The sequence below is a fragment of the Streptomyces sp. NBC_00193 genome, from assembly GCF_026342735.1.
Classification (GTDB): Bacteria; Actinomycetota; Actinomycetes; order Streptomycetales; family Streptomycetaceae; genus Streptomyces; species Streptomyces stoeckheimensis.
In genome coordinates this window covers 3,326,737-3,345,855 of the sequence record NZ_JAPEMM010000001.1, presented here as the reverse complement: position 1 = coordinate 3,345,855, position 19,119 = coordinate 3,326,737, and the positions used below count along the sequence as shown (strand labels likewise).

The window sequence follows — 19,119 nt, the reverse complement described above, 5'->3', positions numbered from 1 at the left end:
CCCTGAACCTCTCAGTCGGCCGTCCCCCGCGGCACGACCCACCGCATCGGCTGGCCGGTGACCTCGGCGATCATGTCGTAGTCGCCGTCGTAGTGCAGCACCGTGGCTCCGTGCAGCTCGGCCGTCGCCGCGATGATCAGGTCGGGGACGGACACCGCCTTCCAGGTTCCCGCCTCAATGAGTAGCGCCTGGACCTCGATGGCGCGGCTCCAGGCTTCGTCGTAGGTGGCGAGCCAGTCGAACCCGCGCAGCTCTTCGCCGATCTCCTGCGCCTCGGCTCGCCCCCGGGCACTGTGCAGCACTTCCAGCTCGATGGCTCCGCACAGGGCGAGCAAGCCCGCGTTGTGCAGAGGGTCGAGCACGCTGCGCACGGCCGGCTTGGGGTAGCGCGCGAGTGCTGACTTGTCGATGAGGAACCTCGCACTCATGCCGCCCTGTCCTGCACATCAGGGACAGCCGGCTCGGCCGGCGCGGTGGGCGCGGTGGGCGCCTCGGGCTGATCGACAGGACCGGTCAGGTCTGGCAGCCGGCCCTCGGCCAGACGGGTGAAGAACGCCTCCCGCTTGCGCCGGTTGACCACGTCCTGAAGGGCCGCGTTCACCGTCGCCACCTTCGTCTTCGTCCCGAAGAGCTCGGCGGCCTCCGCCAGCAGGGCGTCATCGACGTCGATCACGGTTCTGGTCATCGTGAACCCCTTCAGCGAGGGGTCGGTCGACCCCTGCCCACTTAAACGATATCAAGATCGATGTCGAGGGATATCGTTTCTGCAAGGCATATCCACGCGGCAATTCCAAAGACCCGCGGCCCCGGGGGAACTCCCCCAGGGCCGCCGTGCCACCACCTTCCAACCACCCCGCGCTACGCCCCCGGCCAGAGGCCTTCCGGGGTCAGGCCCAGCAGGTCGATCGCGTTGCCGCGGACGATGCGGTCCACCACGTCCGGGGCCAGGTGGCCCATCTGGGCCTCGCCGACCTCGCGCGACTTGGGCCACGTGGAGTCGGAGTGGGGGTAGTCCGTCTCGTAGAGGACGTTGGCGACGCCGATGGAGTCCAGGTTCTTCAGGCCGAAGGCGTCGTCGAAGAAGCAGCCGAAGACGTGCTCCGCGAAGAGCTCCGACGGCGGGCGCAGCACCTTGTCGGCGACGCCGCCCCAGCCGCGGTTCTCCTCCCAGACCACGTTCGCGCGCTCCAGGATGTACGGGATCCAGCCGATCTGGCCCTCGGCGTACATGATCTTGAGGTTCGGGAACCGCTCGAACTTGCCGCTCATCAGCCAGTCCACCATCGAGAAACAGCAGTTGGCGAAGGTGATGGTGGAGCCGACGGCCGGCGGGGCGTCCGCCGAGGTGGAGGGCATGCGCGAGGAGGAGCCGATGTGCATGGCGATGACCGTGCCGGTCTCGTTGCACGCCTCCAGGAAGGGGTCCCACTCGTCCGTGTGGATGGAAGGGAGCCCGAGGTGGGGCGGGATCTCCGAGAAGGCGACCGCGCGGACCCCGCGCGCGGCGTTGCGGCGGACCTCGGCGGCGGCCAGCCGGGCGTCCCAGAGCGGAATGAGGGTGAGCGGGATGAGGCGGCCGTTCGCCTCCGGGCCGCACCACTCCTCCACCATCCAGTCGTTGTACGCGCGCACGCCGAGCAGGCCGAGTTCGCGGTCCTTGGCCTCGGTGAAGGTCTGGCCGCAGAAGCGCGGGAAGGTCGGGAAGCAGAGGGCCGACTGGACGTGGTTGACGTCCATGTCGGCGAGCCGGTCGGGAACCGAGAAGGAGCCCGGGCGCATCTGCTCGTACGTGATGACTTCGAGCTTGATCTCGTCGCGGTCGTAGCCGACGGCCGTGTCGAGTCGGGTGAGGGGTCGGTGCAGGTCCTCGTACACCCACCAGTCGCCTATCGGTCCGTCGTCGCCCTTGGCCCCCATCACGGGGGCGAACTTGCCTCCGAGGAAGGTCATTTCCTTCAGGGGGGCGCGGACGACTCGGGGGCCGACGTCGTGGTACTTGGACGGGAGCCGGTCCCGCCAGACGTTGGGGGGCTCAACCGTGTGGTCGTCCACCGAGATGATCTTCGGGAAGGTCTCCATGTCCTCACGGTAGCGTCAATCTGACGAACCGTCAGCTAGTTGGGCGCTGCCGGATGGCGGATCCACGGTGATCGGGTGCCGGATCCGTAAGGACTGGGTCCGTTACGGACTGACGTGTACGCGCAACACAGGGCAGACTGGCCCTTACACCTAGGGAAGGCAGGGGGGAGACCAGATGGACGGCACACCGGCCATCCCGCACCAGCGGAACCACCCCGAGTCCGGTGACACCGCCATTGCCGCAGCAGCCGGACCCGGAGTCGACGCAGCGCCCGCCGCGGAAGCCAGAGCCGACGAAGCCGTCAACGGGACCCCGACCCCCTCCACCGCCGGAGGCAACCGGTTCGCCGTGCTCGGCCCCATCCGGGCCTGGCGCGGCGGCGAGGCCCTGAGCTCCGGGACCCCGCAGCAGCGGGCGCTGCTCGCCGTGCTCCTGCTCCGCGAGGGCCGCACCGCCACCGCTCCCGAGCTCATCGACGCCATCTGGGGCGAGGACCCGCCGCAGCAGGCCCTCGCGACCATCCGTACGTACGCCTCCCGCCTGCGCAAGATCCTCGAACCCGGGCTCCTCGTCAGCGAGTCCGGCGGCTACGCGATCCGCCTGCCCCACCCCGAGGCCCTCGACCTCGGCATCGCCCGGGCCCTCGCCGCCGACGCCGAGGCCGCGCGCGCCGGGAAGCCCAAGCCGCAGGTGCAGACGCATGCGCAGGCCCGGGCGCAGGCACACACCCGGGCACACGGCCGGCCGCACGACCACGCGCAGGGCGACACCACCGGGAAGGGCGCCCCCGGCGCCCCCGGCTCCCCCAGTACCCCCGGCTCCCCCGCGGACAAGGGCGACCGCGAGCTCGCCCGGACCCTGCTGGCCCGCGCCCTGGACGTCTGGGACGGCGAACCGCTGGCCGGCGTGCCCGGGCCGCACGCCGACACCGAGCGCACCCGGCTCGCCGAATGGCGCCTCCAGCTCCTGGAGACCCGCCTCGACCTGGACCTTGAGCTGGGCCACCACGCCGAGGCCGTCTCCGAGCTCACCGCCCTCACCGCCGCCCACCCGCTGCGGGAGCGGCTGCGCGAGCTGCTGATGCTCGCCCTCTACCGCAGCGGCCGCCAGGCCGAGGCCCTCGCCGTCTACGCCGACACCCGCCGGCTCCTCGCCGACGAACTCGGCGTCGACCCGCGCCCCGAACTCTCCGAGCTCCAACAGCGCATCCTGCGGGCCGACTCCGAGCTGGCCCGCGCCGAGGACCCGGCACCGGCCACCGCGCCCGCCCTCGTGAGGCCCGCCCAATTGCCCGCCACCGTCTCCGACTTCACCGGCCGCTCCAGCTTCGTCCGGGACCTCGGCGAGATCCTCTCCGGCGCCGAGGGCCAGGTGATGGCGGTCTCCGCCCTCGCCGGCATCGGCGGCGTCGGCAAGACCACCCTCGCCGTGCACGTCGCGCACGCCGCCCGCCCGCACTTCCCCGACGGACAGCTCTACGTGGACCTCCAGGGCACCGAGGCCCGCCCCGCCGAGCCCGAAGCCGTCCTCGGCTCCTTCCTGCGCGCCCTCGGGACCCCCGACGCCTCGATCCCCGACTCCCCCGCCGAACGGGCCGCGCTCTACCGCTCCACCCTCGACGGGCGCCGCGTCCTGGTCCTCCTCGACAACGCCCGCGACGCGGCCCAGGTCCGCCCGCTGCTGCCGGGCACCGCGGGCTGCGCCGCCCTCGTCACCAGCCGGGTCCGGATGGCGGGCCTGGCCGGCGCGCACCTCGTCGACCTGGACGTGATGAGCCCCGAGGAGGCGCTCCAGCTGTTCACCCGGATCGTCGGGGCCGAGCGGGTCGGCGCCGAGCGCCAGGCCGCCCTCGACGTGGTCGGCGCCTGCGGGTTCCTGCCGCTCGCCATCCGCATCGCCGCCTCCCGGCTCGCCGCCCGCCGCACCTGGACCGTCTCCGTGCTCGCCGCGAAGCTCGCCGACGAGCGCCGCCGTCTGGACGAGCTCCAGGCCGGCGACCTCGCCGTCAAGGCCACCTTCGAGCTGGGGTACGGGCAGTTGGAGCCCGCGCAGCAGCGGGCGTTCCGGCTCCTGGGGCTCGCCGACGGGCCGGACATCTCCCTCGCGGCGGCGGCCGCCGTACTCGACCGGGCGGAGCACGACACCGAGGACCTGCTCGAAGCCTTAGTCGACTGCTCGCTCCTCGAATCGGCCGCGCCCGGCCGCTACCGCTTCCACGACCTCGTACGCCTCTACGCGCGTGCCTGCGCCGAGCGCGACGAGCAGCCGCCGAGCGCGCGCGACGCCGCGCTCGACCGGGTGCTGGACTTCTACCTGGCCACCGCCGCCGGGGTGTACGGCCTGGAGCGGCCGGGCGACCGGCTCGTGGCCCACCTGTCGGCCACCCGCCACCCGGGGCTGGTCTTCACCGAGTCGCGCACCGCGCAGGACTGGCTCTACGCGGAGGCCGACCCGCTGCTCGCGTGCGTCCGGCAGGCCGCCGTGCGCCGCCCCGGCCGGGAGGACCTGCTGCGCCGGGCCGTCGACCTGCTGCTCGCCGCGAAGGACCTGGCGGAGTCGGGGGCCAACTCCAAGCAGTACGAGTCGGCCGCCACCGCACTGCGGGACGCCGCGCACGCCGCGCAGGACCTGTACTCCGAGGGCCGGGCCCGCACCACGCTGACCAACACCCACCTGGTCGCGGGCCGGTTCGCCGAGGCCGACGACGAGGCCCGCCAGGCCACCGTGCTGGCCCGCGCCGCCGGAGACCCGCTCTCCAGCTGCTGGGCACCGAACGACCGAGGCATCGCCGCCATTTACGAGGGACGCTACGAGGACGGCGAACGGTACCTCCTGGAGGCGATCGCCAACTTCCGGGCCGACTCCAACCACGTGGGCGAGGCGAGCGCCCTGTGCAACCTGTCCCGCATCCACGTGGAACAGGGCCGGCTGAGCAGCGCCATAGAGCTCGCCCAGCAGGGCATCGACATCTACGACCGGATGGGACTCACCCTGCGCCTGGCCAACGGCCGTTACGCGCTGGGCATCGCCCTCACCCAGGCCGACCGGCTCTCCGAGGCGCACTCCCAGCTCAGCAAGGCGCTCACGCTGTTCCACGAGAACCGGCAGCCGCTGTGGGAGGGCGTGACGCACTTCCGGCTCGCCAAGGTCCACCTGGCCGCGCGCCGCCCGACGCTGGCCGCCTCGCACGCCGAACAGGCCATCGCGCTGCGCGGCATCGGCGGCGAGTGGCGCCGCGCCACCGTGCTGACCGTACTGGGCCGGGCGCTGCGCCAGTTGGGGCAGCGGGACCGGGCGCGGGTGTGCTGGCGGGACGCCGAGGTGGTGTTCACGCAGCTGGGCTCGCCGGAGCTGGACGAGGTACGGGCGCTGCTGGCGGCGGAGATCGCCGCGTAGGGCTCCTCGGGAGCTGAACGGCACGTTCATCGTTCGTTTATCGCCACCGGCCAGGATGGTGTTCATCGACTCGGCGTGTCGGGGGGCAGACCGGGTCGGCTGGAGGACACCCGTTCGGCGGTCCGCGGGGGAATCGCCGAACGGGCCCGACCCACCCATCAGGAGATCCGATGACGACGAACGACAACACCCTGCCGACCGCCGCCGACCTCGCGTCGCTCGACGACCCGGCCGTCCCGGCCACGGCGCCCAAGCCGGCCGACGACCTCACCTCGGGCACGCCGGCCAGGCCGCTCGACAACCACGTCTCCGACGAGGACATCGTGACGCTGGACAACCACGTGTCCGGGCCGCCGCGCCCGTAAGCCGGGCCACTGAGACGCGTACGACCCGGACCGGGGGGGGCCGGGGGGCCAGGGGCCCGGGTCGTACGGCACGACGTACCACGGGGGGACCGGGGGTCGCGGGGGGACCACCGGAGGTGCACGGGGGAACGGCGGCCGCGGTGGCCAGGAGGGGGACCACCGCGGCCGCCGTACGTGCATGTGGGGACGGCGGGACGGCGGGACGCCTCACCCGCCGAGCTGGAGCCGCCGCTGCACGCCCCGCGCGGCTTCCAGGAGCGCCGGCGCGAACCGCTCCAGTTCCGCCCGCGTGCTCAGGAAGGCGGAGGCGGTCAGACCGACCCCGCCCACCGGCACGCCCGCACGGTCGAAGACGGGCACGCCCAGGCAGCGGACCGAGGGCTCGTGCTCCTCGTCGTCGACGGCGTAGCCGCGCTCCCGGACGGTGCGCAGTTCGTCCGCGAGGTCCTCCCGGTGGGTGACGGTCCGCCGGGTCAGGGCCGGCATCCCGGTGGCGCGCAGGATGCCCTCGGTCTCCTCGGGCGGCAGGTGCGCGAGGACGGCCTTGCCGATCGCGGTGGCGTGCAGGGGGACGCGCATGCCGACGCGCGAGGAGGCCGGGTGGGTCCGGACGGTGCTCTCGATCTTGCGGATGTACGTGAGGGCGTTGCCGCTGCGCAGGGCCAGGTGGACGGTCTGACCGGTGCACTTCTGGAGGAATTCGAGCAGCTCGCCGATGCCCTCGGGCCGGTCGGCGCCGATCTCGGCGGCCAGGGTGCGCAGCCGCAGGCCGACGCCGTAGCTGCCCTCCCCGTCGGTGACGGCGTAGCCCTGCTCGACGAGGGAGACCAGGATCCGGTACGTGCTGGACTTGGGGACCCCGGCGGCGGCCGACAGTTCCGCGAGCCGGTGCGGGCCGCCGAACGCGGTCAGCGCCTCGGTGACCCGCAGGGTCTTCTCCAGGGCGCTGCCGCTCGTGGAGCTCCGGCCCACGCGCTGACCCGGCACCTCACTTCGTATGGCATTGACCACGGAATCCCCAAGGGTTGGCAAAACGCATCGATTCACCCTACGTCACGCGATGCCCGTTTTGCCCGGGGCCGAAGGGCCCGAAATGCCGGGCGCCCGCGCCCGCGCTGACTAGGCTGACCGTGTGTTCACCTCCCAGGGCCCGACCCTCCGCGAACTGGCCGTCCAGGCCATGTCCTCCATCGAGCGGGGCTACGACCTGCTGGCCCCGAAGTTCGACCAGACCCCCTTCCGCACCCCCGACCGGATGCTCGACGCGGTCGAGGAGACGCTCGCCCGGCACGAGGCCCCCTTCGACGCCGGGCTCGACGTGTGCTGCGGTACGGGCGCGGGCCTCGGCATGCTGCGGCGGCTGTGCACGGGGCGGGTGACCGGGATCGACCTGAGCTCGGGCATGCTCGCCGAGGCCGGGCTCGCCCACCCCGAGGCGGACCTGCTGCGGGCCGACGCGCGGCAGCTGCCCGCCGCGCTCGGGGACTCGTACGACCTGGCGGTCAGCTTCGGCGCCTTCGGCCACTTCCTCCCGGAGGAGCGGCCCGCGGTCTTCTCCGGGGTCCACACCGCCCTGCGCCCCGGCGGGGTGTTCGCCTTCCCGATCGGCGCTCCGATCCCGCCGAGCCGCCCGGCCTGGTGGGCCGTGTCCGGCTTCGACGCGGCGATGCGCGTGCGCAATGCCGTCTGGCGCCCGCCGTTCGTCATGTACTACCGCACCTTCCCGCTGGGCGGCGTCCGCACGGACCTGCGCACGGCCGGCTTCACGGTGGAGACGCTCCCCCTGGACCACTTCGGCCGCCGGCCGGACGGGACGCCGAGGTGGCGGCTGGTCCTGGCACGCAAGGCGAACTGAGCCCTCGGGTCTCCCTCTCCTCCCCCTCCTCCCCCTCCTCCTACTTCTCCGGCAGGCGGCCGATGTCGGAGACCGGGCCGAGGTGGCCGAGCTTGTCGGGGTTGGACACGGTGTGGACCGCCCGGACCACGCCGTCGGCGATGTCGAGCTCGACCACGCTGGCCACCCGCCCCTCGGCGTCGACGATCAGGGCGCCCGGGCGGCCGTTGATCAGGGCCGGGCGCAGCGAGGCGCCGAGCGAACGGAGCCGGCGCAGTCCGCCGACGAGCAGCTGCCCGACGCGGTGCGGCTCGGTCACCGACTTCGCGACCGCCCGCGCCTTGCCGCCGCCGTCCCCGTGGTAGACGACGTCGGGCGCGAGCATGTCGAGCAGCGCGTCCATCTCGCCGCCCGCCGCGGCCTCGAAGAACGTACGGGCCAGCTCCTCGCCCTCCGCGCGCCGGGCCGGGGGCGGCGGACCGCCGTCGGCCGGCCCTGCTTCCTCCGCCCTCCCTCCGGCGGCGATGCGCTTCCTGGCGCGGGCGAAGATCTGGCGGCAGTTCGCCTCGGACTTGCCGGTGCTCCGGGCCACCTGCGGGTACTCGTACCCGAACACCTCGCGGAGCATGAACACCGCGCGCTCCACCGGGGACAGGGCCTCCAGCAGGACGAGGAACGCCATCGACAGGGAGTCGGCCAGCTCGGCGTGCTCGACCGGCCCCGGCCGTTCGCCGGACACGACGACGGGCTCGGGCAGCCACTCCCCCACGTACGTCTCCCGGCGCACGCGCGCCGAGCTCAGGTGGTTGATCCCGAGCCGCGTCACCGACGTGGTCAGGTACGCCTTCGGCGCCGCTATCTCGGTCCCGGCCCGATGGGCCTTGGTGAGCCCGAGGAACGCGTCCTGGACGATGTCCTCCGCATCACCCACCGACCCGGTCATCCCGTAGGCGATGGAGAACAGCAGCGGCCGGTACGCCACGGCGTCCGCCACGTCCGTCGATCCCTGCACCGTTGATCCCTGCACGAAACCCTCCCCCGATTCGCTGCGCGCCGTCCGGCAGGTTATCGGAGGGCATCCACGTTATCGATCATGAAAAGCATCCGTGACCCAGGTCACATTCGCCATCTGTCACAGGGCGCGGGGGCGCCGTGTCTTAGAGGGAGAACAACGAAGACCACACACCGAACGCACCACAACCGCAAAGGAATCCGCCATGACCGCTCGCCTGAACCTCTTCGCCGACCCGGTCGCCGTCAAGGCGTGGAAGCACATCATCGCCGCGAGCAAGGCACTCGGGGACTCGACCCTGCCGGCCTCGACCCGCGAACTGGTGATGCTCCGCGCCAGCCAGATCAACGGCTGCGCCGGATGCATCGACATGCACACCAAGGACGCGGCGGCGGCCGGCGAGACCGCGGTGCGCCTCAACCTGGTCGCGGCCTGGCGCGAGGCCACCGTGTACACCGACGCCGAGCGCGCGGCCCTGCTCCTGACCGAGGAGGCCACCCGCATCGCCGATGCGGCGGGCGGGGTCAGCGACGAGGTCTGGGCGAACGCCGCCAAGCACTTCGACGACGAGCAGCTCGCCGCCCTGGTCACCCAGATCGCGCTGATCAACGCCTTCAACCGCGGCAACGTCATGGTCCAGACCCCGGCGGGCGACTACCAGCCCGGCCAGCTCCAGCACTGACCCACGCGCAGCACGGCTCCGGCCCCCACGCCGGAGCCGGCGCCCGGCCCGCTCCCCTCCACCTCCCCTCCCCCTCCCCTCCCCCTCCAAGGACCGAGGAGTCCCCCCATGAACATCGCGCTGTGGATCGTCACCGGACTGCTCGCCGTCGCCTACCTGCTCGGCGGCGCCTTCAAGGTGTTCACGCCGAAGGAGAAGATCGCCGCCAGCGGCGCCAGCGCGAAGTGGGTCGAGGACTTCGGCGCCGGCGCGGTGAAGGCGATAGGCGCCGTGGAGATGCTGGCCGCGGCAGGCCTGATCCTCCCGGCCGTCCTGCACACCGCCCCGGTCCTGGTCCCCCTGGCCGCAGTCGGCCTGGTCCTCCTCATGCTGGGCGCCACCCTCACCCGCCACCGCCGCCACGAGCCCGCGTACATGGCGGTGGACCTGGCCTACGTCCTCCTGGCCGCCTTCGTGGCCTGGGGCCGCTTCGTCCCGGAACCCTTCACGGGCTGACCTACGAGGATGGCACACGGCTCTTCGGCCTCCACAAATGTGTGCTCACCCGCGTGACGGAGGAACAACATGCACGCGTCGTCCTCCGCGCCAGGGCCCGACTCGGTGCAGTCCGAGAGCTCGAGCAATCGGCCGTCGCCGCCGTCCCATGTCCAGCTCACCCAAAGAGCAGCCTTACCGTTCGATCTCACCGAGTCCACGAGCGCGAAGTGGTCACCGGAATCGTGATCGACGAGCATGCACCGAAGGGTGCGCTCCGGCCAACAGCCTGCCGGGATGAGGGGCAATGCCGTCGCTTGGTTCTGCCGTGACAGCCGATGGCGACCCACACAGCGCACCATCCTCACAGGGATGGTCGCAACGATCGAGCCGCCACCGTCTGGCGCCCCAGGCATCGGCCACATCCGCACGGCGGGTATCGCCCCGGGTCGGACAGGATGCCCACCGGATCGCCCTCACGCACCACTCGTGCCTGCTCCCAGGTTCGCCCCGCGTCCCGCGAGATCCGCACCGTCATCAATACGCGCGGCACGTCACTGCCGCAACCCGTACTCATAACTCGTTTCCCTCTCCGCCTGGTTGGGATTGCCGGCCGCGTCGGTCCGTTCCACGATCCAAGACCGGCCATGTACGGATACTCCATCGCTCGTCAGGGCGTTCCCACCCCGTTTCCAGGACGTTTGGGACGTCTCGCAACTACGGTTCGTACCGTCCCAGGCGTCCCGTGGAGGCGAACTGTGAATCACGCTCTGCGTCGTGCGATGGCGAATGCCAAGATGACCGAAACGCAGCTCGCGGAGGCCTGCGGAGTGGACGCCAAGACGGTCGGCCGGTGGATCACCGACACCAACCGGATCCCTCACGCCCGCCATCGATGGGCTGCCTGCGAGGCATTAGGCGAGGAGGAATCAGCCTTGTGGCCACACGCCATCCGGTCTGCGCTTACGAGCGGTCCGGACAAGGAAATAGTTCAAGTCTTCCCCTACCGGTCCGCCGCACCAGCAGGTTTGTGGCGCAGCCTGGTGACCAAGGCGCAGCGTGAGCTGGTCTTCGCCGGGTACACCAACTACTTCCTGTGGCTGGAGCAAGCCAACCTCGCAGGGGCTCTGCGCCGCAAGGCGGAGGCCGGCTGCCGAGTGCGGTTCTTGGTCGGGGACCCGAGCAGCCCGGTCACGGCGGCACGGGAGGCCGAAGAGGACGTTCCTCTCACGCTGTCCACACGCATCGCGGTGACGTTGAACGAGTTGGCGAAGCTTCAGGACGCAGACGGAATCGCAGGGCGCTTCGAGACAGGACACGTCAATCTCTCCGTCTTCCGCTTCGACGACGAGATGATCGTGACACCGATCCTGGCCCGCCGCGTTGGGCACGACTCGCCGATGATGCACCTACGACGCCGACAGGCGGACGGCATGTTCGACCGGTTCTCCGCCCACGTCGAGGAGTTGTGGAGTCGGGGGCGCGACATTCGGGAGGTGGGCCGCGATGCCCAGGCGTGACTACGAGGACGACCCGCAAGCCCCCAAGGCCAACAGTCTCGTGCCGGCCGCATCGGCCGTGGTCGTGGACGAGGCCGGACGTGTCCTCCTGCAGCGCCGGACCGACAACGGGATGTGGGCGCTGCCCGGCGGGAGGATGGAGGTGGGTGAGTCCCTCGGGGACTGCGCCGTCCGGGAGACCTTCGAGGAGACGGGCCTGACGGTGGAGATCACCGGGATCGTCGGGACGTACAGCAACCCCGGCCACGTCTTCTCCTACGACGACGGCGAGGTGCGGCAGGAGTTTTCGATCTGCCTCCTCGCCCGGCCCACCGGCGGCACTCTGCGCGTGTCGGACGAGTCGACCGAGGTCGCGTGGTTCTCGCCGGAAGCCGTGGACGGCCTTCCGATGGTGCCGAGCATCCGCAAGCGCATCGACGACTGGAGGGCCGGGCGCGGGCCTGTCGTTCGGTGACTTGGGGGAGGCGGCTCAGCGGACCCGTGGCAGGCCGAAGGCTGACATGCGCTTCTCCTCGTAGGAGAGGAAGCCGAGTGAGCGGTAGAAGGCGTGGTTGCGCGGGCCTTCGGGGGTCGACTCGTGGTCGGTCGAGAGGAGGAAGAAGCGGCAGTGGGCGTACCGCTGCTTCAGGTGCTCGATGAGCTGCCGGCCTATGCCCTGGCGGTGGAACTTGGGGTTGACGAGCAAGTCCTGGACGTAGCAGACGCTTTCGTCGTCGGAGATCGTTCTGGCCAGCCCGAGGAGCGTGCCCGACTCGTCTCTCGCGGTGATGACCAGGTGCGAATTCGCCAGGCCGCGGCAGAGCTTGTCGACGTCGCTGGTGTAGCCCGCCCAGTCGACCGAGTCGTAGAGCTCGAACATCTCCTGCGGGTCGAATGCGGACTCTTCCGCGATGGTCGCCATGGGTTCACCCTATTCAAACTTGGGTGCGAGGGCGGATGGCCACCGGGTCGCGGCCGGGCGCGTCCCGGTGGGGCGCGATGCTTCTTTTGGCTTGAGTACCTGGGGAAAGACCTCTTTCCAAACCCCACCAGCCTCCCGCTCGGCGGGCTCTCACTCACACGGGTGAATGGGCCAACTGGGGTGGATTTCGCGGTGGTTGTCTGGCATATGCTCGCCCCGACAACTCGTCAGACATGAGACGGCCCCCGCCGGGACTGTGAATCCCGATCGAGGGCCTGACCAACGAGGAAGTAGCCCTTCCCCATGGCTTCGGTGCACTTTACCGCGCCCTCGCGCGCGGCATACGGCGTTCGGCACGCCAACGTCCGACTCACCGGGCGGTTCACGGTCGTGAGCAACGATCTGATTCAGCATCCCGAGATGTCGCCGATCGCGCGGATGTTGGGGATCTTCATCCAGTCGTTGCCCTCAGGGACTCCCATCGGCATCAAGGACCTGGCCAAACGGCTTTCGATCGGGGAGATCACGATCGGCAAGGCACTCCGGGAACTGGTGCGGTTCGGGTACCTGGAACGGTCCTTGGAGAGCCTGCCGGGCGGGCGGATCGCCACCCGTACGGTGTCCTTCAACCATCCCCGGGCCGCCGCCATGGCGCGTTGCCCTACCGGTCGCGCCCCTGCTGCTCCCTCCGTCGCAGCGGAGTCCTCGGATGAGGCGCCTCCGGTCCCTCCGGTCAGTGACCAGGCCAGTGATCCGGTCGAGCCGGCGCCGGTCGCCGCACCGCCGGAGGCCGTACCGGAACCGGAGCCGGAGCCGGAGCCGGAGCCGGAGAACGAGCCCGCCGCCGCCCCGCCCGCCAGTGGGCTGCCCGTGCCCCGGGATCCCGACAACCCCGGGCGCCGGCGGCTCGCGTGCGAGGTGCTCGCGGAGTTGCGGCGGGTCGATTCGCGGCTGTTGCTCGGGGAGCGGGACGTCCGGTACCTCGCGGGTGGGGTCGAAGCCTGGCTGGAGCGCGGGGCGGGGGTTGAGGCACTGGTCGGCGCGTTGTCCGCCCGGCTGCCGGACGGGCTGCGCAATCCGGCCGGGCTGATCGCCCACCGGCTCACGGCCCAGTTGCCGCCGCCGCTGGTGCCGCTGCCCCGCGCGCCCGCCTTCGTGGCTCCGGACCCCTTCGTGAATTGCACGGAGTGCGATCTTGCCTTCCGCAGCCCGACGCCCGGTAAGTGCAAGGGGTGCAGATCCTCCTGTGGCCCGGAGACGGGCTGAGGTCGGGCCGGGGCCCGTGTGCCTGGCCGGAGGGGGTGGGTTGAGATACTCCGGCCATGGATGCCAGGGGGATGAGCGGTACGCGGGTGGACACGGCGGGCTGGGTGCTGCGTTCCGCGGTGACGGCGGACGTCGAGCCGATCGCGGAGTTGCGGGCCACGGTCATGCGGGAGGATCTGGAACGTCTCGGACGCTACGACGAGCACCGGGTGCGGCAGCGGCTGCGGGATTCCTTCTCCCCGCAGCACACGTCGGTCATCATGATCGACCGCGAACTCGCGGGATGCGTCACCGTCCGGCCCGCCGAAGGCAGGCAGTGGCTGGAGCACTTCTACCTGGCTCCGCACTGTCAGGGCCGGGGCCTCGGCTCCGCCGTGTTGCGCACGGTGCTGGAGCGGACGGACGCGCGGGGCCTGACCGTGGGCCTGAACGTCCTGCAGGGCAGTGCCGCCCGTCGGCTCTACGAGCGTCACGGATTCGTGGTGGAAGCCGAGGACCCGATCGACGTCTTCATGGTGCGTCCGCCGGGGACGGGCACGGCTGCCGAATGGTCCTGACCTGCGGCGATGCGAGGGCCCCGGCCCGGTTCGCTACGTCCTCGCGCGCGAACCGGACCCGGCCGTCAGCGCGCGTGCGTCAGCGTTCGAGGTCGATCGTGAAGCGCCTCTCACCCGGAGCGATCGTCTCGGCGTGGATCGAGCCGCGGGCACGGTCGTACTTGCCGGTGCCGCCGGTGATCGCGTTGTCGAACGCGGGGGGAGGGCCCGGTACGAGGTGGCCGAAGACAAATCCCTGTGCGGTGATCTGCCCGCCCGGGAGGCTGTAGGTCACGGCGCACGTCTCCGCTCCGCCGTTGTCGACCCGGGTGGTCGTGCAGCTGCCGCCGGTCTCGCCGACCTGCTGGCCGTCCTTGTCGAAGAGGATCGAGCGGAAGACGGTCCGGTCGCCCTGGGCCGCGGGGCCGTCGGGGTTGACGGGGAAGCGCGACTGCTCCGCGAGCCGGCCGGTCAGGGTGATGACCTGGCCCTTGCCCTTGTCCCGGGCGGAATCGGCGTCCGTCCCGACGGCGGACGCGACGGGAGCGCAGGCGAGCAGGGCGACCAGTGCGGTGGTGGCCGTGCCGAGACCGGCCGCTCTGCTGGGACGCGTGGGGCGCAGGGGGTGCATGGTGCGCAAGGTGCGCATGGGGAGGCTCCTGAGGTGGGGCTCATGGATGGTTGGACCACCCATGCATAGCCCCGCCCCGGCCGCCGCCCGGAGTGTCCCGGCCCGACCCACCGTCAGATCCGACCGATCGGACCAGCCCGGGGCCGGCGCCCCCGGGGCGGGCTCCCGGACGGTCCGCCCCGGCCCGGTCGGCGGGGTCAGCGGGTGCGGAGTTCTCGCTTGAGGACCTTGCCGCTCGCGTTGCGCGGGAGTTCGGAGACGAACTCCACCTCGCGCGGCACCTTGTAGTTGGCCATCTCCCGGCGGGACCAGGCGATCAGGTCGTCGGCCGTGAGGACCGCGCCGGGGCGGCGGACCGCGTACGCCTTGCCGACCTCGCCCAGGCGCGGGTCGGGGATGCCGACCACGGCCACGTCGGCGATGTCGGGGTGCAGGCCGAGGAGTTGCTCGATCTCGGCGGGGTAGGCGTTGAAGCCGCCGACGATGAACATGTCCTTGATCCGGTCGGTGATGCGCAGGTTCCCGGCGGTGTCGAGGACGCCGACGTCCCCGGTGCGGAGCCAGCCCTCGGGGGTGATGGCCTCGGCGGTCTCGGCCGGGTCCTCGAAGTAGCCGCGCATGACGTTGTGGCCGCGCACCCACACCTCCCCGGCCCGGCCCGTGGGCTGGTCCGCGCCCTCCGTGTCCACGATCCTGACCTCCGTCCCGGGGATGGCCCGGCCCGAGGTCGAAGCGATGATCTCCGCCGGGTCGCCGCGGCGGCACATGGTGACGATGCCGCTCGCCTCGGAGAGCCCGTACGCGGTGAGGACGGTGCCGATGTGCAGCTCGCCGCGGAGCCGCTCCACGAGCTGGAGGGGGACGACCGCGGCGCCGGTGACGACCAGGCGCAGGGCGGAGAGGTCGTGGTGGTCGCGTTGGGGGTGGTCCAGGAGGGACTGGTGCAGGGTGGGCGGCCCGGGGAGTACGGAGATCCGCTCGGCGGCGATGTTGGCGAGGACGGTGTCCACGTTGAACACGGGCTGGGGGACCATCGTGGCCCCGCGCATCAGGCAGGCGATGATCCCGGCCTTGTAGCCGAAGGTGTGGAAGAAGGGGTTCACGATCAGGTAGCGGTCGCCCTCGCGCAGTCCGGCGAGCTCGCTCCAGACCTCGTAGCAGCGCAGGGACTGGGCGTGCGAGATGACGGCGCCCTTGGGGCTGCCGGTGGTGCCGGAGGTGAAGATGATGTCCGAGGGGGCGGAGGCGGGGATCGCGTCCGTACGGGCCCGGACGGCCTCGGCGCTCACGGAGTCGCCGCCGGTCAGGAACTCCTTCCAGGTGCGGAAGGAGTCCGGGGCGTCCTCGGACAGGACGACCACCTGCTCCAGGTGGGGCAGGCCGGGCAGCGGCCCGGAACCCTCGCCCTCGGCGGTGGCGCGGCGCAGGGAGGCGACGTAGGAGGTGCCGAGGAACGTGCCGGTGACGAAGAGGAGCCGGGCGCGGCTGCGCTGGAGGACGTAGGCGGCCTCGGAGCCCTTGAAACGGGTGTTGAGGGGGACCAGGACGGCTCCGGCGGAGACGGCACCGAGGGCGGAGACGATCCATTCGAGGGTGTTGGGCGCCCAGACGGCGACCCGGTCCCCCGGTTCCACGCCGGCGGCCATGCAGGCGGCGGCGGCACGCTCGACGCGTTCGCCGAGCTGCGCGTAGTCGATCCGGACCCGCCCGTCGACGACGGCCTCGCGGCCGGCGTAGTGCGCGGCGGCGTGCCGGACGAGTCCGCCGATGCTGGTCCAGGCGAGATCGGCCCGTCCGTCCTCCGTCGTGTCCACGGCCCCGGCCCCGCGCGCGCGCTCGTCCTCGGTCATCGTCCGCCCTTCCCTGCAACACCAGTAGCTGACTATCCGTCAGATTAGCTGTAGCCTTCGCGGCTGTCAGTACTGGTGCACCCCGGAGGTGGCGATGGCGGCAACGCTCAAGGACGCTACGGCGATAGTCGGCATCGGGCAGACCGCCTTTGCCAAACAACTGCCGCAGTCCGAAAAGGAACTGGCCTGCCGGGCCATTCTCGCGGCGCTCGACGACGCGGGCATAGACCCGTCCGAGGTCGACGCCTTCTCCTCCTACACCATGGAGGAGACCGACGAGGTCGAGGTCGCCAAAGCCATCGGCGCCGGCGACGTCACCTTCTTCTCCAAGATCGGCTACGGCGGCGGCGGCTCCTGCGCCACCGTCGGCCACCTGGCCGCCGCCGTCGCCACCGGCCAGGCGAGCGTCGGCGTGGCCTGGCGCTCGCGCAAGCGCGGCTCGGGGCCCCGGCCGTGGAAGAACACGGCCGTCCAGCTCCCCACCCCCGGCCAGTGGACGCGCCCCTTCGGCCTGCTGCGCCCCGCCGACGAGATCGGCATGCTGGCCCGCCGCTACATGCACGAGTACGGCGCCACCCGCGACCACCTCTTCAACGTCGCGATGGCCTGCCGCAACCGGGCCAACGAGAACCCCGCCGCGATGATGTACGAACGCCCGCTGACCCGCGAGATGTACATGACCGCCCGCATGATCAGTGACCCGCTCTGCCTCTTCGACAACTGCCTGGAGACCGACGGCGCCCTGGCCTGCGTCATCGTGAGCGCCGAGCGCGCCCGCGACTGCCGCCAGAAGCCCGTCTACGTCCACTCCGTCGCCCAGGGCCTGCCCTCCCAGCACCACGGCATGGTCAACTACTGGAACGACGACCCGCTGTCAGGCCCCGCCTGGACCGCCGCCCGACACCTGTGGAAGCAGGCCGACTTCGGCCCCCAGGACGTGGACGTCGCCCAGATCTACGACGCCTTCACCCCCCTGATCCCGCTCTCCCTGGAGGGCTACGGCTTCTGCGGACGCGGCGAGGGCGCCTCCTTCACCGAGGGCGGCGCCCTGGAGATCGGCGGCCGGCTCCCCATCAACACCGGCGGCGGCGGCCTCAGCGAGGCCTACGTGCACGGCTTCAACCTGATCAACGAGGGCGTCAAGCAGCTCCGCGGCATCTCCACCGCCCAGGTGCCCGACGCCGCGACCTGCCTGGTGACCGCGGGCGAGGGTGTCCCGACGTCCGCCATCCTGCTGCGTGCCTGAGGAGCTGCCGACCATGACGACCACCACCACGACCGGCACGACCGCCGACGAGCTCCTCCTCCCCGTCCCCGACGGGGACGGGGCCCCCTTCTGGGAGTACGCGGCCCAGGGCGAACTCCGCATCCAGGCCTGCGCGGCGCCCACCTGCGGGAAGCTGCGCTTCCCGCCCCGCCCCTGCTGCCCGCACTGCCGGTCCTTCGACTCCGAATGGCGCCTGATGAGCGGGCGCGGCCGGATCTGGTCGTACGTACAGCCGCACCCGCCGCTGCTGCCCGCGTACGCCGCGCAGGCCCCGTACAACGTGATCCTCGTGGAGCTGGCCGACGCCCCGCAGATCCGCCTCGTCGGCAACCTCGTCACCTCCGCCGACGCCCCGCTGGACTCGATGGACCCGGCGCGGCTGCGGATCGGCGCGCGCGTCCAGGTGGTGTTCACCGAGACGGGCGGGATGGCGGTGCCGCGCTGGGTGCTGGAGAAGTCGTGACGGCCGCGGCCGACCGGGCCCCCGGACTGCGGGTCGAGCGGGACAAGACCACCGGGGTCGCGGTCGTCACCCTGGACCGGGAGCGCAAGCACAACGCGATCGACCTCGGGACGGCGGCCGAACTGGCGCGCGTGTGGCGGGAGTTCCGCTACGAGGACGAGGTGCGGGCGATCGTCCTGACGGGCGCCGGGCAGGCGGCCTTCTGCACGGGCATCGACCGGGGCGTGGAGGTGCCGCAGCCGTCCTCGCCGTACTCGGTGGACGACCCGCTCGTCGCCATCGGGCCGAAGGCGAACGACCTGTGGAAACCGGTGATCGCCGCCGTCAACGGCATGGCCTGCGGCGGGGCGTTCTACCTGCTGGGCGAGTCGGAGTTCATCATCTCCTCCGCGTCCGCGACGTACTTCGACCCGCACACCAGCTACGGGATGGTCAGCGCCTACGAGGCGATCTACATGGCGCAGCGCATGCCCTTCGGCGAGGCCGCCCGGATGTCCCTGATGGGCACGGCGGAACGGCTCTCCGCGCAGCGGGCGTACGCGATCGGCCTGGTCTCCGAGTTGGCGGAACCCGAGGAGCTGCTCCCGGCGGCCCTGCGGGCGGCCGAGACGCTGGCCGGCTTCCCGACGGAGGGCGTGCAGGGCACCGTACGGTCCCTGTGGGCGGCGAAGCAGGCCGCGCTCCAGCAGGCGCTGGCGCAGGCTCCGGGACTGATCGCGCTGGGGAACCTGCCGCCCGAGCGGCAGGCGGAGCTGTTCGCGGGGCGGCGGAGCGGGGCGGGACCGGAGCCGCGGGTGCGGTGACGGTGACGGCGTGCGGGGGCGCCCGGCCGGTCCGGCCGG

The 19,119-nt window shown here is 71.7% G+C and carries 20 protein-coding genes; 12 read left to right on the top strand and 8 right to left on the bottom strand.

Annotated elements, in window-relative coordinates; all coding sequences use genetic code 11:
* Nucleotides 1-11 precede the first annotated feature (11 nt).
* The 3 genes from OG898_RS14930 to OG898_RS14920 all read right to left on the bottom strand — a co-directional run bounded on the left by OG898_RS14930 (nt 12) and on the right by OG898_RS14920 (nt 2,079).
* A complete protein-coding gene (locus OG898_RS14930; RefSeq protein WP_266957313.1) occupies nt 12-428 on the bottom strand; it encodes a PIN domain nuclease in 417 nt (138 codons plus the stop codon).
* Nucleotides 425-685 carry a type II toxin-antitoxin system VapB family antitoxin gene (locus OG898_RS14925; RefSeq protein ID WP_266957311.1) on the bottom strand — a complete coding sequence of 87 codons (261 nt, stop codon included), beginning with the start codon at nt 683-685 and terminating at the stop codon, nt 425-427. The genes OG898_RS14930 and OG898_RS14925 overlap by 4 nt, the downstream gene beginning before the upstream one ends.
* 173 nt (nt 686-858) lie before the next feature.
* On the bottom strand, nt 859-2,079 hold the full coding sequence (locus tag OG898_RS14920; protein ID WP_250742656.1) for an amidohydrolase family protein: 1,221 nt from the start codon (nt 2,077-2,079) through the stop codon (nt 859-861).
* A gap of 175 nt (nt 2,080-2,254) precedes the next feature.
* On the opposite strand from OG898_RS14920, the gene OG898_RS14915 reads away from it, so the two are divergent.
* Nucleotides 2,255-5,476, top strand: a complete 3,222-nt coding sequence (locus tag OG898_RS14915) for a BTAD domain-containing putative transcriptional regulator (RefSeq protein ID WP_266957309.1) — start codon at nt 2,255-2,257, stop codon at nt 5,474-5,476.
* A 170-nt stretch (nt 5,477-5,646) separates the two neighbouring features.
* A complete protein-coding gene (locus OG898_RS14910; RefSeq protein WP_266957307.1) occupies nt 5,647-5,841 on the top strand; it encodes a hypothetical protein in 195 nt (64 codons plus the stop codon).
* 207 nt (nt 5,842-6,048) lie between these two features.
* Here the strand turns inward: OG898_RS14910 and OG898_RS14905 are convergent, their stop codons facing one another.
* The gene (locus tag OG898_RS14905; RefSeq protein WP_266957305.1) at nt 6,049-6,828 is read right to left on the bottom strand and encodes an IclR family transcriptional regulator; all 780 of its coding nucleotides are present in this window, start codon (nt 6,826-6,828) and stop codon (nt 6,049-6,051) included.
* Between the two features lie 145 nt (nt 6,829-6,973).
* Here OG898_RS14905 and OG898_RS14900 point away from each other — a divergent pair, with 145 nt between their 5' ends.
* Nucleotides 6,974-7,696 carry a class I SAM-dependent methyltransferase gene (locus tag OG898_RS14900; RefSeq protein ID WP_266957303.1) on the top strand — a complete coding sequence of 241 codons (723 nt, stop codon included), beginning with the start codon at nt 6,974-6,976 and terminating at the stop codon, nt 7,694-7,696.
* Between the two features lie 40 nt (nt 7,697-7,736).
* On the opposite strand, the gene sigJ is transcribed toward OG898_RS14900, so the two are convergent.
* Nucleotides 7,737-8,702 carry an RNA polymerase sigma factor SigJ gene (gene sigJ, locus OG898_RS14895; RefSeq protein ID WP_266957301.1) on the bottom strand — a complete coding sequence of 322 codons (966 nt, stop codon included), beginning with the start codon at nt 8,700-8,702 and terminating at the stop codon, nt 7,737-7,739.
* Nucleotides 8,703-8,892: 190 nt separating this feature from the next.
* Here sigJ and OG898_RS14890 point away from each other — a divergent pair, with 190 nt between their 5' ends.
* From OG898_RS14890 to OG898_RS14875, 4 genes are all read left to right on the top strand, one after another.
* A complete protein-coding gene (locus OG898_RS14890) occupies nt 8,893-9,369 on the top strand; it encodes a carboxymuconolactone decarboxylase family protein (protein WP_250742663.1) in 477 nt (158 codons plus the stop codon).
* Nucleotides 9,370-9,477: 108 nt separating this feature from the next.
* Nucleotides 9,478-9,864, top strand: coding sequence for a DoxX family protein (locus tag OG898_RS14885; protein WP_266957298.1), 387 nt, complete (start codon nt 9,478-9,480; stop codon nt 9,862-9,864).
* Nucleotides 9,865-10,625: 761 nt separating this feature from the next.
* Nucleotides 10,626-11,363: an XRE family transcriptional regulator gene (locus tag OG898_RS14880; protein ID WP_266957296.1), complete on the top strand. Its 738-nt coding sequence runs from the start codon at nt 10,626-10,628 to the stop codon at nt 11,361-11,363.
* On the top strand, nt 11,350-11,817 hold the full coding sequence (locus OG898_RS14875) for an NUDIX domain-containing protein (RefSeq protein WP_250742665.1): 468 nt from the start codon (nt 11,350-11,352) through the stop codon (nt 11,815-11,817). Before OG898_RS14880 ends, OG898_RS14875 begins: the two co-directional genes overlap by 14 nt.
* Before the next feature lie 15 nt (nt 11,818-11,832).
* Here OG898_RS14875 and OG898_RS14870 read toward each other — a convergent pair whose 3' ends face one another.
* The gene (locus tag OG898_RS14870; RefSeq protein ID WP_250742666.1) at nt 11,833-12,264 is read right to left on the bottom strand and encodes a GNAT family N-acetyltransferase; all 432 of its coding nucleotides are present in this window, start codon (nt 12,262-12,264) and stop codon (nt 11,833-11,835) included.
* 303 nt (nt 12,265-12,567) lie between these two features.
* On the opposite strand from OG898_RS14870, the gene OG898_RS14865 reads away from it, so the two are divergent.
* Complete coding sequence (locus tag OG898_RS14865) at nt 12,568-13,530, top strand: helix-turn-helix domain-containing protein (protein WP_266957294.1); 963 nt, start codon at nt 12,568-12,570, stop codon at nt 13,528-13,530.
* 56 nt (nt 13,531-13,586) lie between these two features.
* Nucleotides 13,587-14,087 (top strand): GNAT family N-acetyltransferase, encoded by a 501-nt coding sequence (locus OG898_RS14860; RefSeq protein WP_266957292.1) that lies wholly within the window; start codon nt 13,587-13,589, stop codon nt 14,085-14,087.
* A gap of 79 nt (nt 14,088-14,166) precedes the next feature.
* Here OG898_RS14860 and OG898_RS14855 read toward each other — a convergent pair whose 3' ends face one another.
* Nucleotides 14,167-14,715: a hypothetical protein gene (locus tag OG898_RS14855; protein WP_266957290.1), complete on the bottom strand. Its 549-nt coding sequence runs from the start codon at nt 14,713-14,715 to the stop codon at nt 14,167-14,169.
* Nucleotides 14,716-14,894: 179 nt separating this feature from the next.
* Entirely contained in the window at nt 14,895-16,547 is a 1,653-nt protein-coding gene (locus OG898_RS14850) for a FadD3 family acyl-CoA ligase (protein ID WP_266957288.1), read from the bottom strand.
* Between the two features lie 94 nt (nt 16,548-16,641).
* Here OG898_RS14850 and OG898_RS14845 point away from each other — a divergent pair, with 94 nt between their 5' ends.
* From OG898_RS14845 to OG898_RS14835, 3 genes are read left to right on the top strand one after another with little or no spacing between them, the layout of a single operon-like run.
* On the top strand, nt 16,642-17,793 hold the full coding sequence (locus OG898_RS14845) for a lipid-transfer protein (protein WP_243339290.1): 1,152 nt from the start codon (nt 16,642-16,644) through the stop codon (nt 17,791-17,793).
* Nucleotides 17,794-17,806: 13 nt separating this feature from the next.
* Nucleotides 17,807-18,277, top strand: a complete 471-nt coding sequence (locus OG898_RS14840; RefSeq protein WP_250742672.1) for a Zn-ribbon domain-containing OB-fold protein — start codon at nt 17,807-17,809, stop codon at nt 18,275-18,277.
* Nucleotides 18,274-19,080 carry an enoyl-CoA hydratase/isomerase family protein gene (locus tag OG898_RS14835; RefSeq protein WP_250742674.1) on the top strand — a complete coding sequence of 269 codons (807 nt, stop codon included), beginning with the start codon at nt 18,274-18,276 and terminating at the stop codon, nt 19,078-19,080. Before OG898_RS14840 ends, OG898_RS14835 begins: the two co-directional genes overlap by 4 nt.
* Nucleotides 19,081-19,119 lie beyond the last annotated feature (39 nt).